Raw genomic sequence first — 14,723 nt, forward strand, 5'->3', positions numbered from 1 at the left:
TAGTGGCTTCACGACCTCTCCAAGTCAAGCAGCAAAGGCCCGCCATGACATCGCTCCACGACCTCGTTCGCATCGCCCTGATCGGCATCGGCGCCACCGCCGTGCTGGACCTCTGGCTCGTCTTCCTCAAGCGATTCGGCGTGCCGACGCAGAGCTTTGCCTACATCGGCCGCTGGGCCGGGCATCTCTTGCGCGGCCGCTTCGCCCATGCAGCGATAGCGCGCGCCGAGCCGGTTGCGGGCGAGCTGGTCTGGGGCTGGTTGCTGCACTACGCGGTGGGCATCGCCTTCGCTGTGCTGCTGATGCTGGTTCAGGGCGTGGCATGGATCGAAGCGCCGAGCCTGTTGCCAGCCGTGCTGGTCGGCGCCGGCACGGTCGTGATGCCGCTGCTGGTGATGCAGCCCGCCATGGGCGCCGGCTTTGCTTCGTCGAAGACCGCAACGCCGATCAAGAACTGCCTGCGCAGCCTGGCCAACCACACGGTGTTCGGCTTCGGCCTCTATCTCGCCGCCCTCGTCCTCACGCGCATCGCGCAGTGAGCATTCATTCCAACTGGAGTTCACTCATGAAGACCCAAAAACTCGCCGTCATCTATCACAGTGCTCACGGTCACACCGAGCACATCGCCAGCCAAGTCGCCGAAGGTGCGCGCAGCGCATCGGGTGCCGAGGTGCACCTGATCAAGGCTGAAGAGCTCGCCGCCAGGCCTGACGATCTGCTCGCCTTCGACGGTTTCATCCTCGGATCGCCAACCTATCTCGGCGGCGTCTCCGCTCCGTTCAAGAGCTTCATGGACGCCACCGGAAAACTCTGGCGCATGCAGGCCCTGAAAGACAAGCTGGCCGCCGGCTTCACCGTGTCTTCGCTGCCCTCGGGTGACAAGCAATCGACTCTGACGTCGATGTTCGTGTTCGCCATGCAGCACGGCATGCTGTGGGTGGGCAACCCCATCCTGCCGGAGCAGCACCGCGGCGTGCCCTACGAGGAGGCAGCCAATCGGCTCGGCTCCTGGTCCGGGCTGATGGCACAGGCCGGCCATGCATCACCCGCCGATTCCTTTGTGCCAGGGGATGTGAAGACGGCACGCATGTTCGGCCGGCATTTCGTCGAGACGCTGGCGCGTGTGGGCAGCCCGGCCCTGGAAGGAGCATCGCAATGATCGACAAGAAATACAGCCCGCTCCTGTTCGGCCTCATCCTCTCGGGCCTGATGTCGATGCTGGTCTCCGGCCTCTCGACCTGGCGTGCTCTGGGGCTCTCGCACCAATTCGCCGGCCAATGGGCGTCGGCCTGGCTGATTGCCTGGCTCGTGGCTTTTCCGGCCGTGCTCGTGATGGCGCCGCTGGTACGCAAGCTGGTCGAGCGGCTGACGGCAGCACGCTAGCCGCACGGGCGGATGCCCGCATCGCCTATGCTGAACGGTGCCCGAAAACTACTCATGCGGATGTATTGCAATGACCCGTCAAGCGCTTCGCCCCTTGGTCCTAGTTTCCCTGGCCTTCAGCGCAGCGGCTGCTTCGGCTCAAGCGCCGACGGCTGAGGCGCCCGATCCGATCAGCGGCCTGGTCAAGCAGCTGGAGCTGGAGAAGTACAAGGCCACGATCAAGGGCCTGACTCAGTTCGGCGATCGCCGCCAGGGCACCGAACGCAACCGCAAGGCGCTGGACTGGATCGAGGCGCAATTGAAGTCCTACGGTTGCACGAACACCGAGCGACTGCAATTCCAGTTCACCGAACCGGCCAGGCGCACCCCGGCCGCACCGCGGCAGCCGCTGGCCGGTGGCCCCGCGGGCCCGGGCGGCAGCACCCTGTTTGGCAAGCGCGCGCCCACTGGCGTGAACAACGACCCGCTGGCCCAAACCGACGAACGGCTGCGCGCACTGAACGCGGAGCCAACGCCCGAGGGCACCTCGTTGCGCGAGAACGTCTATTGCACCAAGGTCGGTACGAGCCGGCCCGATGAGATGTATATCGTCGGCGCACACATGGATGGAATCGGCTGGGGCGAGGCAGCGAACGACAACGGCTCCGGCACCGCCCTGGTGATGGAGCTCGCCCGCATCTTCAGCCAGCCTGGCGTGGAGACCGAACGCTCGATCCGGTTCGTGCTCTGGAACAACGAAGAGACCGGACTGAACGGCGCCTATGCCTATGTCGCCCAGCGCAAGGAGCTGCAAGGCATCGAGTCGCCCAAGGGCTCGGGCAAGTACCCCGAACCCAAATGGCTGGGCATGATCCAGCACGACATGATGATGTTCGACCATGGCATGCCAGTGCCCAAGCTAGATGCGGCAGGCAAGCCGGTGCTCGATGCCAAGGGTCAGCCGGTCTACGTCGCGCCCAAGGAGCAGCGCGCCGAGGCCGACGTCAACATCGAGTACCAGTCCACGGCCAAGTTCGCCGAGGGTGCGGCCAGGCTGGCCTGGCACTTCCGCGCCGCCAACGACAGGTACGCGACGAACTATCCGGCAGCCGTGGGCTTTCACATGACCAACACCGACTCCACGCCCTTCATGGACCATGTGCCGGCAATCTCGCTGCGCGAGAACGAGCGCGGCCAGCAGATCGGTGCCGGCTGGAATCCGCACTGGCACCAGCCGACCGACCTGTACTCGTCCTATTCAGACAAGGACTTCCTGCTCGGGCTCAATGCCGCGCAGACGACGCTGGCCGCGATTGCCCAGTTGACCGGCGTGAAGGTGAGAAACTGAGGCATGAGCTTCGATCCGATTTCCTCGCTGGACATGTCCACCCCTGCCGCAAAGCAGGAGGCCTACAAGCTGCTGCTTGCGCAGACCGAATCCCTCTTGCACGGCGAGCGCGACTGGCTGGCCAACCTGGCGCAGTTTGCTGCCCTGGTCTACGGCGCCGTGCCCGACCTGAACTGGGCGGGCTTCTACATGGCCCGCGCAGACGCTGAAGAGCTGGTGCTGGGCCCCTTCCAGGGCAAGGTGGCCTGTGTGCGCATTGCCTTCAGTCGCGGAGTCTGCGGTGCCTGCGCGCGTAGCCAACAGATGCAACTGGTCGAAGACGTGCATGCCTTCCCGGGCCATATCGCCTGCGATGCAGCATCACGCTCGGAGCTGGTGCTGCCCGTCGTCGTGGGCGGCAAGCTGCGCGCCGTGTTCGACCTCGACAGCCCGCTGCCGGCCCGCTTCACCAGCGATGACGCCCGTGGCTTCGAAGCTGCGCTGGCGGTGCTGGTCGAGGGGACGGACTGGCCTTGAGGAGCCGGCGCTGTGCCGTTCAGGCGGCGTCCAGCGGCCACAGCGGCCGTTGCAGGCGCCGGTACGGCAGCTCGCCGAGATTCACGCGCAGGCTGCCCGGCGTATCGGCATAGAAGGTGGCGCTGCTCAGTGCATCGAAGCCGGCGCGGAAATGCTGGGTGGACTTGACCACCACCAGGCGCTTCGCCTTCAGATCGACACCCATCTCGGTGAAGCAGTCCGGCGAAAACACCTGCTGGCGAAGGCTGTTCAGCACCACGTCCACCCCGCCGATGCGCAGCGCCACTGCGGCGCCCAGCGGGTCGCGCGAGCCGGGCACCAGGCCGGCCTGCGTCGCGTCATGGCGGCAGGCCAGCACTTGTACTTCGACGTCCAGCGGGTCGCCGGACATCGGACCAACCTTGCCCCCAACTCGCATCGACAGCCGCGCGCCCACACCCGCGGACATCGCGATGGCCACGGCCTGCGGGTCCCAGATCATGCCCAGCGCGGCGTCTTGCACATCGCGCTCCAGCAGGGCGCGCAAGATGAAGGTCGAATCACAGGCGGCGCCTCCGCCTGGGTTGTCTGCGCTGTCGGCGAGCACCACGAGACCCGGCCCTGAACTCAAGGCCGCATCGAGGGCTGCGTCCATGGGCATGCGCGGGCTGCTGGCGCGTTCGCGCAAGGCGTAGAACTGCCGCGCCAGCTGGTCGACCAGCCCCTCGGCATGCACTTCGGCTTGCGAATAGGCCAGCAGGGCAGCGCCAGTGAACTCGGTGTCCGACCATGGGAAGCCGTGCAGCGCCGACACGGTGCAGATACCCTCCTGCTTCTCTGCCGCATGCAGCTCCTGCACGAACTCGCGCATCGGCGACACCGTGGTGCCGAAGATGCCCACCATGGGCACGCGCTGCCATTGCGCCCGCAAACGCAGCTCGCCGCGCGCCATGCGCCTCAAGAGCCCGTGCAACTCGACGCCGCGTTCCGCGTAGTCGATGTGCGGATATTCCTTGCAGGCGATCAGCACCGCGCCCGAGTCCACCATCGCCGGGCTCAGGTTGCAGTGCAGATCGAGCAGCGCGCCGACTGGCACATCAGGGCCGACCAGCGCGCGCACGGCCTGCAAGAGGTCGCCTTCGCAATCAGGGTAGCCCTCGGCGAGCATTGCGCCATGAAGCGCCAGCAGCACCGCATCTACGGGCATCGCCGCCTTCAGGTCGGACAGAAGATCAGCTCGCAGCGCTTCGTAGTCGTGGCGCGGCAAGGGGCCCGAAGGCTCGGCCTGCGCGAACAGGCCGGGCAGCAACAGGTCCCCCTGCTCCCGCGCGGCCTGCAAGGCGCCGCCGAACACCGGCTGCTCCACGAGTCGCTCCAGCGCCCGCTCTTCGCCGCACCGTACCAGCACGCCTTCGCGGAAGGACTGCAGGCTGGTGGGCAACGGCGAAAAGCTGTTGGTTTCGTGGACGAGGCCGGCGAGGAAGAGGCGCACTGTCGGTCTGGCTCAATACCATTGGTTGAAGCTGATCATGTGATGGCTCCAGCCCATGATCACGAGGATCGCGAACGATAGCAGCCACAGCACTGAAAGCGCTCGCGCCCATTTGCTTGCCGATGAACCCGCCTGGAACACCGTGCGCACTTGCCAGGCCGACGCCAGCAAGCCACCCACAAAGGCCAGGAGCGTCACGAGCTGAGACAGCGGCAGCAGCACGCTGGTGTCGTCCAGGTTTTCCAGGCAGACGACGGTCGCCGTCCACAGACCCAGCGCAAAGAGCACCAGCACGCTGGCGACACGAACCGCGCTCACGCTGCGAGCCGGCTTGGCCACCCCGTGCTGACGACGCAAGGTCGCGACCAGCGGCCAGAGCAGCGCGGTTGCGGCGGTCACAAACATTGCGCCGCACAGCAGCAGCAAGGCGAGCGGACTGGCCAGTGCCGGCACCGGCTCGAAGACGAAGGCGAAGGCATAGGGCTCCATCGCCCAGCGCGTGATCTTGCCGTTCTCCATCAGCGCCTGGATGCGGCGCTTGCCCTTCTCTTCTTCCCACAGCAAGGGCTTCACCTCGCGGAACACGCTGCGTGCGCCAGCGAGGTCGACCGCGATGCGGCCGTCAGCCAGGGCCTCGACCTTCAAGGGGCTCAGGAGTTGCAGGAGCGAGAGAAAGGTTGAATCCTCGCGGCGCGATGTGCGGTGCGCGCCTGCAATCAGCTGCGAATGCGCCTTGGCCGTGGCTTCATCCACCTGCGGCTTGGACACTGGGCGGGTGTCTGGCAGATAACGATCCGCAAAGCCCTCGAACACACGATCACGCAGCCACTTGCCCATGCCACGCTCGCCGCTGGCATTGAACGAGACATAGAGACCGATGCCCTTGTCGACGAACAGGGCCAGGTCGGTGTGGAACAGCACCGTGTCGCCACCGTGGCCGAACGCGCGGTGGCCGTTGATGTCCTGCTGATAGAACCCCAGGCCGATGCCGGCCACGTCGGGCAGCGGGCGCGTCACTTGCATGAACATCTGCTTGAGCGTCTCGGGCTTGAGCACCTGCGCGTCACCCAGCTTGCCCTGGTTGAGCATGGCCATCATGAAGCGGCCCATGTCTTCGCCAGGCGAAGAAAGGCTGCCGGCCGGCGGCATGCTGATCACTTCGAAGCCGGCACCCGCCTTGTCCTGGCTGAAGTAGCCGACCGACATCTGGCTCTTCAGCGCCGCCGGCAAGGGCTGGCGGAAGGTCGAGCTCTTCATGCCCAGCGGATGCAGGACCTTCTGCTCGATGTAGTCGTCAAAGCTCAGGCCACTGAGACGCTCGACGATGTAGCCGGCCAGCGCGGTGGCGTAGTTCGAATAGCCGGGCGTGCTGCCGGGCTCATAGACATAGGGCGGCACATAGCCCTTGAGCACGGCGCCAAGATCGGGCGCCTTGTCCGAGTAGGTCAGCAGGTCGCGCGCCGTCTCTTCCAGGCCGGTCGTGTGCGTCATCACATGGCGCAGGGTCAGCGCCTTGCCACTCTTGTGGGCCGGGATCTTGAAATCGAGGTACTTGTTCAGGTCGGCATCGAGGTCGAGCTTGCCCTGCTCCACCTGCTGCATCACCGCCACCCAGGTGAACAGCTTGGAAACCGAGCCGGGACGGAACAGCGTGCGCTGCGCATCAACCGGCACGCTCTTCTCCCAGTCGGCCCAGCCATAGCCTTTTTGCACCAGCACCTGGCCGTCCTTGACCAGGACGACCACGGCGCCGGGCACGCGAGCGGTGCGCAGCGCGGCGGGCATCAGGCCATCGAGCCAGGCTTCGGCATCACCCGCGCTGAGCGGCGTCCCGGCCGCTGCGCCGGGCGCAGCAGGCGCGGCGGGCGCGGTCTGCGCCAGCACGGGCTGCAGCAGGCCGGTGCACAGCGCCAGCACGCCAAGGGTTCTCTTGAAAATCGTAGTCATGAAGATCTTCGCGTTGCTTTAGAAACTGAAGCTCAGGTTCGCACCTACGGTGCGCGGCGTTGCCACGGTGGCATTCAGCGGCAGGCCGAAAGCGGTCAGCGCGGAATTGGCGCTCAGGATGGCACGCTTGTTCGTCAGGTTGCGCACAAAGGTCGAGAGCTGCCAGCCGCCGAGGTCCAGGCCCCATTGCGCATCCACCAGCGTGTAGGCCGGCTGGCTGAACTGCGGCAGCGAGGTGCCGGGCATGTCGTAACCGGCGTTGCGCTGGCCGACGTGGCGAACATTCAGGCCGGCATAGGACTCATGCCCCGCCAGTGGGAACGCATAGCGCAGGCCCAGCGTGTAGGCGAGCTTGGCAGTATTGGCCAGGCGCGTGCCCGGCGGGCCCAGGTCGGGCGCTTCCTTGCTGAGGGTCGGGTCGGTGTAGGCCAGACCGCCGTTCAGGTTCCAATGCTCGTCCACCTTGTAGCGAACCGAGAGCTCGGCGCCTCGCACATGCGCCTCGCCGGCGTTGACGACGATGGTGCTGATGCCCAGCGCCTTGGGCTGCTGCAGGCCGCTCCAGCGGATGTCGTAAAGCGCTGCTTCGACGTTCAGACGCTTGTCCAGCAGGTCGCCCTTGTAGCCAAGTTCGTAGCTCCACAGCGTGTCAGGCCCGAAGGAGCGCGGCGTGTTGGGAATCGGTTGCAAGCTGCCATCGAGCGCCGGCGGGTTCGGGCCGCCGGGGCGATAGCCACTGGCCGCGCGGAAGTAGACATTGCTCTGCTTGTCCAGCGCATAGCGCAGGGTGCCGAGATAGGTGGTCGAGCTGTCTTCGCTGGTACCGACAAAGTCCAGCGGTGGCGAACCTTCGATGCCGTAGACCTGCTGGTTGCGCGCCACGCGGGCGCCGAGAGTCAGCGACCAGGCCGAGTTGAAGTTCCAGGTCAGGTCGCCATAGAAGGCCTGCTCGCGGTACTGCGAAGGCTGGCCATTGCTCTGCAGGTCCATATTGCCGGCGCCGGCCAGCTTGGCCCAGAGCAGCTGGCCGACGCGGCCGACTTCCTTGTCGCGGTAGTAGCCCAGCAACCATTCCACCGTGCCCCGCGGCGAGGTCAGGCGCAGCTCCTGGGTCTGCTTGCGCAGGCTGATCGCGTTGTCGAGCACCACGTAGTCGAAGGCCGGGTTGTTGCCGAGCAAGGGGGTCGCGTCCTGCCCGGTACCGCTGTTGAAGCGCTGCGTCGAAGCGATCGCATTGAAGCGGGCCCAGCCGAAGTCGTACTCGAAATCGGCCGAGGTCAGGCGCGTCTTGGTGGTGTAGGGCTCAAGCGTGGCCAGTGTGCGCGTCAGGTCGCCGTACACCGGCTGGCCGCTCGTGATGTCGTAGTCGATGCCATTGAGGCTGTTGCGCTGAATCTCTTGCGAGGCGGCCGACAGGCGCAATTTCATCTTCGTCGTCGGCTCGATCAGCACCGACACCCGTGCGCCGCGCGTGTCGCCATCGTTCACATGCTCGCCCGCGGCCTTGCCCACCGCCTTGATATAGCCGCCTTCGTGGTCGTTGAAGGCAGCCACGCGGATGGCTGCCACATCCTGGCTCAAAGGGACATTGAGCACCATATTCTCGGTATGGCCGACGCCGCCGCCCTGCGTGCTGCGAACACCCAGGCCGACCTTGCCGGAGAAACGGCTGCTGTCTGGCTCATTGGTCACGTACTTGAGCAGACCACCCATCGCGCCAGCGCCGTAGAGCGTGCCTTGCGGTCCGCGCAGCAGCTCGATGTGATGCAGGTCCAGCAGCGACATTTCCAGCGCGGTGGAACCGCCAAACACGAAGGCGCTGCTGGAACCGAAGGCGACTTCGTCGACATAGACACCCACCGTGGCGATGTGCTGCTCGCCCACGCTGACACCGCGCATCGTGACCGTGCCGCGGCCCGGGCCCGCATCTGCCTTCACATCCACGCCGGGCAGGCTGCCGATGCTGTCGGTCAGCGAGACGGCGCCCATGCGCTCCAGGTTCTCGACCGACAGTGTTTCGACGCGCAACGGCACATCGCGCACCGGCTCACGGCGGCGGGTGGCGAAGACGCTCACGGTGTCAAGCTGCTCGCGCTTCTCGGCAGCAGCCTCCTTGGTCTTGTCCTGGCCTTCGGCCGCCTTGGCGGCCTGGGCCGGTTGCGCCTGGGCATGGGACACAGGTGCACTCAGCGTTGCCAGGCCGGCTGCCACCAGGATGGCCAGGCGGCTGAGGGCCGGTGCCGCAGGAGCGGTGCTCTTGCCGGCGCGATGAGTTGACGGGCGCATAGACTCTCCAATTCCGAAGTGGAGGAATGATCGCTGTATTTTTCTATTTTGGAAAGTTTTTTCCAAACAGGGCAATCCCTAAGCAAAATTGCCGCAATTGCTTTTCCTAGGGAATAGTCGGGAGCCAGGTCTTGCCACCGCCCCCTAAGATCGGCAGCCGAACCACAGGAACATCATGGCCAGCGCGAACACCCTCCCCGGCGATCACATCCGCAGCACACGCAAGCGCCTGGGCCTGACCCTGGCCGACGTGAGCGCGCGCACCGGGCTGGCTGTTTCCACCTTGTCCAAGCTGGAGAAAGGCAATGTTTCGCTGTCGTACGACAAGCTGATGCTCCTGAGCAAGGGCCTGGGCGTGGACATGGCCGAGCTGCTGATCGATGCGCCGAGCGCGCGGGCCACGCCACCGGGCGGCGGCGGGCGGCGAGTGGTGCAGCGGGCCGGTGAGGGCCAGGTCGTGCAGACTCGCAGCTACGGCCAGATCTACCTGGCCGCCGAGCTCCTGAACAAGCGCTTCACACCGATGATTGCCGAGCCGCGGGCCCGCACGATGGAGGAGTTCAAGGCCGAGTTCGGCGACTTCATCCGCCACCCCGGCGAAGAGTTCGCCTATGTGCTCGAGGGAGAAGTCGAGTTCCATTCCGAGCTCTATGCGCCGGTGCTGCTGAAAGCCGGCGACTCGCTCTATTTCGACAGCGAGATGGGCCACGCCTACCTGAAGGCCAGCGATGGCCCTTGCCGCCTGGTGGCCTCCTGCGCGCCGCGCCATGGTGCGGGTGAGACGGAGATCACCCAACCCTTCCGCGATGCCTCGCAGCGCCTGGTCGAGCTCCCGCCGGCTGCGAGCGCGCGCCGCGCGGCGCCGGCCGCCAAGACCACCAAGACGGCAAGGAAGCGCTGATCAAGCCGCCGGGCGCAGGAGCGGCCGCACCAGCCACAGGCCCAGCGCCGCCAGGCCCGCGATACCCGCCAGCAAGGCGAAGAAGCCCGGCGGGCCGAGCGGCTCCCACAGCCGCCCCACCACGCCCGACAGCAGGTTGCCGGCAAAGGCCGCGAGGAACCATGCCGCGATGACGGTCGCGCCCATGCCGCGCGGCGCCATGCGGGCAAACAGGCCCAGGCCCACCGGCAGGATGTAGAGCTCGGCCAGCGTGTAGAGCACGAAGAACAGGACCAGCCAGGCGCCCGGCACCTTCGCGCCTCCGAGCGCCACGCCAGCCAGCAGCAGGTAGGCAAGGCCAACGCCGGCCGCACCCAAGGCCATCTTGGTCAAGGGCGCAGGCTCGCGCCCGCGTTGCGCCGAGCGACGCCAGTAGCCGATCAGGAAGGGTGTGAACATGAAGACGCACAGCGGGTTCAGCGACTGCACCCAGGTCGCCGGCAGCTGGAATCCAAGCACTTGCAGATCAACGGACTGATCCGCCCAGATCGCCACCGTGTTGCCACTCTGCGCATAGGCGCTGCGAAACAGCATCACCGCCACGCCCACCAGCAGCAAGGGCACGAAGGCCGAGGCCGTCAGCGGCTGCGAACTCTTCACCGGATTGGCCGCCTGCTTCGTTGGCCGACCCGACGGCAGATGCTTCTGCCCCAGCACATAGACGGCCAGGCCCAGGCACATGCCGATGCCCGCAGCGCCGAAGCCATAGTGCCAGCCGTAGACCTCGCCCAGCGTGCCGCAGACCAGCGGCGCCAGCAGCCCACCCAGGTTCACGCCGACGTAGTAGACGTTGTAGGCACCGCCGCGACGCGGGTCGTCTTCGCCGTAGAGGTCGCCGATCTGGCTGGGCAGGTTGGGCAGGAAGAGTCCGGTGCCCAGGCAGATCAGGCCGAGGCCGGTATAGAACTGCGACTCCCAGGCCAGGGCGAAATGGCCCAGCGCCATCAGCGTGCCGCCGATCAGGATGGCGCGGCGCTTGCCCAGCCAGCGGTCGGCAATGAAGCCGCCCAGAATGGGCGTCAGGAACACGCCACCCGAATACAGCCCATAGATCAAGGAAGCATCGGCCTGCGTGAACTGCAGCTGCTTGGTCATGTAATAGATCAGCAGCGCGCTCATGCCGTAGAAGGAGAAGCGCTCCCAGGTCTCGGTCAGGAAGAGCACGGTCAGGCCGGGCGGCTGGCCGAACCAGTTGCGAGCGTTCGTCGCCGCCGAGGAGGCCGAAGGAGCTGGCGACACGACAGACGGTGGGGCTGAATGGCTCACGGGCGCTCCGAGCTTGTGGCAAGCATGGTTGTCGAATATTTTTCCTAATGGTACATTGTTTTCCAAATTGGAAAATATGAGAAAAGACACCAACCCCACCCTGCATGCGGACTGCATCGTCATCGGCGCAGGCATCGCCGGCGCTTCGCTCGCTGCATCACTGGCTGGCCAGCGCAAGGTCGTGCTGCTGGAAGCCGAATCGATGGCCGGCTATCACTCGACCGGCCGCTCGGCCGCTCTCTTTGCGCCGATCTACGGCAATGCGGTGATACGGGCGCTGACGCGCGCCAGCCGGCCTTTCTTTGACGTGCCGCCCGACGGCTTCGCCGCCGCGCCGCTCTTGCGGCCGCGCGAGACGCTGTTCCTGGTCGGCGCCGGGCAGGAGACGCTGGCGACCGCCTTCCTTGAGGAAGCCGATGTCCGGGCCGGCACGCGCGAGCTGGGCATCGAAGAGACGCTGGCTCGCGTGCCCGTGCTCAGCCGCGAGCGCATCGCCGGCGCCCTGATGGACCCGGGGTCGGCCGATATCGAGGTCGATTTGCTGCACCAGGGTTTTCTGCGCCAGGCGCGCGCGCAGGGTGCCGAACTCCGGCTGGATGAGCAATTGGTCGGGCTCGAGCGCCAAGGCAATGGCGACTGGCTCGCTCACACCGCGGTGGGCAGCTACAGCGCGCCTATCGTCGTCAACGCGGCGGGTGCCTGGGCGGATTCGGTGGCGCAGATCGCCGGCATCGCGCCGCTTTCTTTGCAGCCCTTGCGGCGCACGGCCGCCTTGATCGATGCGCCGGGCGGCGCGGATTGCCGCAACTGGCCGGCTGTCGTGACCATTGATGAGAGCCACTATTTCAAGCCCGACGCCGGCCTGCTCTTGATCTCGCCGGCGGATGAAACACCGAGCCCGCCCTGCGACGCGCAGCCCGAGGAATGGGACGTGGCGATGGCGGTGGACCGTTTCGAGACGCTGACCGGCCGCCCGGTGCGCCGCGTGCATCACCGCTGGGCGGGGCTGCGCGTCTTCAGCCCCGACCGCTCGCCCGTGGTTGGCTACGACGCTTGCTCGTCCGGCTTCTTCTGGTGCGCCGGCCATGGTGGCTATGGCATCCAGACCGCACCCGCTCTCGCCCGCCTGGCCGCTGCCGTGCTGCTCGGCCAGGCATTGCCTGCCGAGCTGCAAGCGCTGGGCATCAGCGCCGCTGCGCTCTCGCCGCAGCGCTTCATCCGATCCATTGCCCCTTTTCATGCCGAACACATCCATTGACCTGAGCTACCAGCTCCAGGCGCTGCCGCTGCGCGAGCCCTTTCAAATCTCCGGCTACACGTTCACGGAGATGCAAGCGCTGCATCTGCAGTTGAAGAACGGCCCACACAGCGGGCGCGGCGAAGCCTCCGGCGTCTACTACCTGCAAGACCGGCCGGCTGACATGCCGGTGCAGCTCGACGCGCTGCGCGAAGCCTTGCGTGAGGGCCTGAGTCGCGAGCAACTGCGGCTCGGCATGCCGGCCAGCGGCGCGCGCAACGCGCTCGACTGCGCGCTCTGGGACCTGGAAGCGAAACGTGCCCGCCGCCCGGTCTGGCAACTGGCCGGGCTGAGCAGCATCCGCCCCTTGCGCACCACGTTCACGCTCGGCGCGGCCGCGCCTGAAGCAATGGCAGCCGCGGCCCATCGCGACCTGTGCCGACAAGCCCTGGCGCTGAAGCTGAAGCTGACCGGCGAGACCGACCTCGACATCGAGCGCGTGCGCGCGGTTCACCGTGCGCGGCCCGACGTCTGGCTGGCCGTCGATGCCAACCAGGGCTACACGCCGGCCAGCATCGAGGCCTTGCTGCCGGTGCTGGTCGACTGCGAGGTGGAGCTGCTGGAACAGCCCTTTGCACGCGGCCACGAGCAGGACATGCGACTCGTCGACTTCCCTGTGCCCACCGCGGCAGATGAAAGTTGTCTGCACCTGGCCGAACTCGAAACCATGGCCGGCCTGTTCGACGTCATCAACATCAAGCTCGACAAATGCGGCGGCCTGACCGAAGGCCTTCTGATGGCACGCCGCGCCCACCAGCTCGGCCTCAAGGTGATGGTCGGCAATATGGGCGGCACCAGCCTGGCGATGGCGCCGGCCTTTGTGCTGGGCCAGCTCTGCGACGTCGTGGACCTCGACGGCCCGACCATCCTCGCCGAGGACTGCAAGCCGGCCGTGCACTATGAAGCCGGCTGCATCTTCAGCCCGGCGGAGTTGTGGGGCTGAGCCTACGCAGCACGAAGCCGGCTTTGGCTCACAGTTCCCGCAAGGCCGCCGTCACCGGCAAGCTCGCCGCGCGCACCGCCGGGAACAGGCCGCCGATGAAGCCGATGGCCAAGGCCCACTTGATGCCTTCCCACAAGAGGCCGGGCGAGACGCTCAGGTTGAAGCTCAGCTTGCCGACCGAGCCGGCCGCCATCGTGGACGCTTCGAAGCCGTTGAACATCGCCCAGGCGATCACGCCGCCGATGACGCCACCGATCAGCGCCAGCAGCATGGTCTCCAGCATCACCGCCACCACAACCGGCAGGCCGCGGAAGCCGATGGCGCGCAAGGTGGCGATCTCGCGGGCACGTGCAGCCACGGCCGCAAACATCGTGTTCAGCGCACCGAACACGGCGCCAACGGCCATGATGGCGCCGACGGTGATCCCGATGATGCGCAGCATCTTGGTCATCTGCTCCGACTGCTTGGCGAAGAAGTCCAGCGTCGTGTTGGCATCGACCCTCAATTGCGGGTTGGCGGCCAGCGCATCCTTGAAGCCCTTGAAGGCATCCGCGCTCGTCAGCTTCACGGTGGCCGAGTTGCGGCCACTACCGCGCTGGTAGGCATCGTTCACCACATTGGCATCGGCCCAGAGTTCCGACTCCATTGCATCGCCGGAGGCGAACACGCCGACCACGGTCCAGGGCTGGTTGCCGAGCTTGATCGTGCTGCCCACCGTCAGTCCGGTGAACTGGCGCACGGCGCCCTTGCCGACCACCAGCTCGCGCAGGCCGGGCTGGAAGCGCTTTCCTTCGACGATCTTCAGGTGCGGCCGAACGATGAAGGCCTCGTCGCTGACACCGCGCACCTGGGCGCTGCCTTCGTCGCCGGTCTTGCTGCCCTTGACCGGCAGGTTGGCCGCCACCACCGTCTCGGCCGACATCAGCGGCTCGCCCTTCTCGCCACGCGCGATGCCGGCGGCCTGGCCGATCTGCACCAGGTCTTCGCGGCTCAGGTTCGAGGCCACCTCGGCCGCCGATGCGCCGCGCAGCACGATGGCGGTGTCCAGGCTGCCCGAGTTGCGCAAGGTCTGCGCATAGCCTTCGGCCATTGCCAGCAAGGCCACCACCACGCCCACCACGCCGGCAATGCCGACGACGATGACGGCCGAGGATCCCATGCGCTGGCTCAGGGTGCTGATGCCCACCGAGGCCACCGAACGCGCCTGCGTGCCACTGCGCAAAAGGAACAGCCACATCAGCAGCAGCACCAGCAGGGCGAGAACACCTTGCCAAGGCAGCATCACCCAGCCGGCAAGCACGAGGCCCGTGAGCAGGACGAGGCCGAAGTTTTTGAGGAATTTCATGC

General features: G+C 66.5%; 13 protein-coding genes. 8 read left to right on the forward strand and 5 right to left on the reverse strand.

Translation table 11 applies throughout. The features are described 5' to 3' along the window. The first annotated feature begins 44 nt into the window (after positions 1–44). The 5 genes from ABT392_RS15780 to ABT392_RS15800 all read left to right on the forward strand — a co-directional run bounded on the left by ABT392_RS15780 (position 45) and on the right by ABT392_RS15800 (position 3,226). Positions 45–539, forward strand: a complete 495-nt coding sequence (locus ABT392_RS15780; RefSeq protein WP_395385335.1) for a DUF2938 domain-containing protein — start codon at positions 45–47, stop codon at positions 537–539. A gap of 26 nt (positions 540–565) precedes the next feature. Continuing rightward, positions 566–1,159, forward strand: a complete 594-nt coding sequence (locus ABT392_RS15785) for a flavodoxin family protein (protein ID WP_395385334.1) — start codon at positions 566–568, stop codon at positions 1,157–1,159. Then, a complete protein-coding gene (locus ABT392_RS15790) occupies positions 1,156–1,383 on the forward strand; it encodes a DUF2798 domain-containing protein (RefSeq protein ID WP_395385333.1) in 228 nt (75 codons plus the stop codon). The genes ABT392_RS15785 and ABT392_RS15790 overlap by 4 nt, the downstream gene beginning before the upstream one ends. 94 nt (positions 1,384–1,477) lie before the next feature. Continuing rightward, positions 1,478–2,710 (forward strand): M28 family peptidase, encoded by a 1,233-nt coding sequence (locus tag ABT392_RS15795; RefSeq protein ID WP_334278307.1) that lies wholly within the window; start codon positions 1,478–1,480, stop codon positions 2,708–2,710. Between the two features lie 3 nt (positions 2,711–2,713). Continuing rightward, positions 2,714–3,226 (forward strand): GAF domain-containing protein, encoded by a 513-nt coding sequence (locus ABT392_RS15800; protein WP_395385332.1) that lies wholly within the window; start codon positions 2,714–2,716, stop codon positions 3,224–3,226. 19 nt (positions 3,227–3,245) lie between these two features. Here the strand turns inward: ABT392_RS15800 and ABT392_RS15805 are convergent, their stop codons facing one another. The 3 genes from ABT392_RS15805 to ABT392_RS15815 are packed head-to-tail and all read right to left on the reverse strand — an operon-like array spanning position 3,246 to position 8,930. Then, positions 3,246–4,697 carry a M81 family metallopeptidase gene (locus ABT392_RS15805; RefSeq protein WP_395385331.1) on the reverse strand — a complete coding sequence of 484 codons (1,452 nt, stop codon included), beginning with the start codon at positions 4,695–4,697 and terminating at the stop codon, positions 3,246–3,248. Positions 4,698–4,709: 12 nt separating this feature from the next. Next, entirely contained in the window at positions 4,710–6,644 is a 1,935-nt protein-coding gene (locus ABT392_RS15810; protein WP_395385330.1) for a serine hydrolase domain-containing protein, read from the reverse strand. A gap of 18 nt (positions 6,645–6,662) precedes the next feature. Beyond that, positions 6,663–8,930 (reverse strand): TonB-dependent receptor, encoded by a 2,268-nt coding sequence (locus ABT392_RS15815; protein WP_395385329.1) that lies wholly within the window; start codon positions 8,928–8,930, stop codon positions 6,663–6,665. 175 nt (positions 8,931–9,105) lie between these two features. Here ABT392_RS15815 and ABT392_RS15820 point away from each other — a divergent pair, with 175 nt between their 5' ends. Next, positions 9,106–9,831: a helix-turn-helix domain-containing protein gene (locus tag ABT392_RS15820; RefSeq protein WP_334278311.1), complete on the forward strand. Its 726-nt coding sequence runs from the start codon at positions 9,106–9,108 to the stop codon at positions 9,829–9,831. On the opposite strand, the gene ABT392_RS15825 is transcribed toward ABT392_RS15820, so the two are convergent. Further along, positions 9,832–11,136: a peptide MFS transporter gene (locus ABT392_RS15825; protein ID WP_395385328.1), complete on the reverse strand. Its 1,305-nt coding sequence runs from the start codon at positions 11,134–11,136 to the stop codon at positions 9,832–9,834. A 76-nt stretch (positions 11,137–11,212) separates the two neighbouring features. Here ABT392_RS15825 and ABT392_RS15830 point away from each other — a divergent pair, with 76 nt between their 5' ends. Together ABT392_RS15830 and ABT392_RS15835 are read left to right on the forward strand one after the other, a co-directional pair. After that, positions 11,213–12,394 carry an NAD(P)/FAD-dependent oxidoreductase gene (locus ABT392_RS15830; protein WP_395385327.1) on the forward strand — a complete coding sequence of 394 codons (1,182 nt, stop codon included), beginning with the start codon at positions 11,213–11,215 and terminating at the stop codon, positions 12,392–12,394. Then, complete coding sequence (locus ABT392_RS15835) at positions 12,375–13,376, forward strand: dipeptide epimerase (protein WP_395385326.1); 1,002 nt, start codon at positions 12,375–12,377, stop codon at positions 13,374–13,376. Before ABT392_RS15830 ends, ABT392_RS15835 begins: the two co-directional genes overlap by 20 nt. A gap of 28 nt (positions 13,377–13,404) precedes the next feature. Here the strand turns inward: ABT392_RS15835 and ABT392_RS15840 are convergent, their stop codons facing one another. After that, positions 13,405–14,721, reverse strand: a complete 1,317-nt coding sequence (locus tag ABT392_RS15840) for an ABC transporter permease (RefSeq protein WP_395385325.1) — start codon at positions 14,719–14,721, stop codon at positions 13,405–13,407. Positions 14,722–14,723 lie beyond the last annotated feature (2 nt).

This window comes from Paucibacter sp. JuS9, assembly GCF_044043925.2.
GTDB lineage: Bacteria > Pseudomonadota > Gammaproteobacteria > Burkholderiales > Burkholderiaceae_C > JAUASW01.

What these genes read in the sequence shown, in the direction of transcription:
- ABT392_RS15780 (WP_395385335.1), top strand. Translation starts at nt 45, where the DNA reads ATGACATCGCTCCACGACCTCGTTCGCATCGCCCTGATCGGCATCGGC.
- ABT392_RS15785 (WP_395385334.1), top strand. Translation starts at nt 566, where the DNA reads ATGAAGACCCAAAAACTCGCCGTCATCTATCACAGTGCTCACGGTCAC.
- ABT392_RS15790 (WP_395385333.1), top strand. Translation starts at nt 1,156, where the DNA reads ATGATCGACAAGAAATACAGCCCGCTCCTGTTCGGCCTCATCCTCTCG.
- ABT392_RS15800 (WP_395385332.1), top strand. Translation starts at nt 2,714, where the DNA reads ATGAGCTTCGATCCGATTTCCTCGCTGGACATGTCCACCCCTGCCGCA.
- ABT392_RS15810 (WP_395385330.1), bottom strand. Translation starts at nt 6,644, where the DNA reads ATGACTACGATTTTCAAGAGAACCCTTGGCGTGCTGGCGCTGTGCACC.
- ABT392_RS15815 (WP_395385329.1), bottom strand. Translation starts at nt 8,930, where the DNA reads ATGCGCCCGTCAACTCATCGCGCCGGCAAGAGCACCGCTCCTGCGGCA.
- ABT392_RS15820 (WP_334278311.1), top strand. Translation starts at nt 9,106, where the DNA reads ATGGCCAGCGCGAACACCCTCCCCGGCGATCACATCCGCAGCACACGC.
- ABT392_RS15830 (WP_395385327.1), top strand. Translation starts at nt 11,213, where the DNA reads ATGAGAAAAGACACCAACCCCACCCTGCATGCGGACTGCATCGTCATC.
- ABT392_RS15835 (WP_395385326.1), top strand. Translation starts at nt 12,375, where the DNA reads ATGCCGAACACATCCATTGACCTGAGCTACCAGCTCCAGGCGCTGCCG.
- ABT392_RS15840 (WP_395385325.1), bottom strand. Translation starts at nt 14,721, where the DNA reads ATGAAATTCCTCAAAAACTTCGGCCTCGTCCTGCTCACGGGCCTCGTG.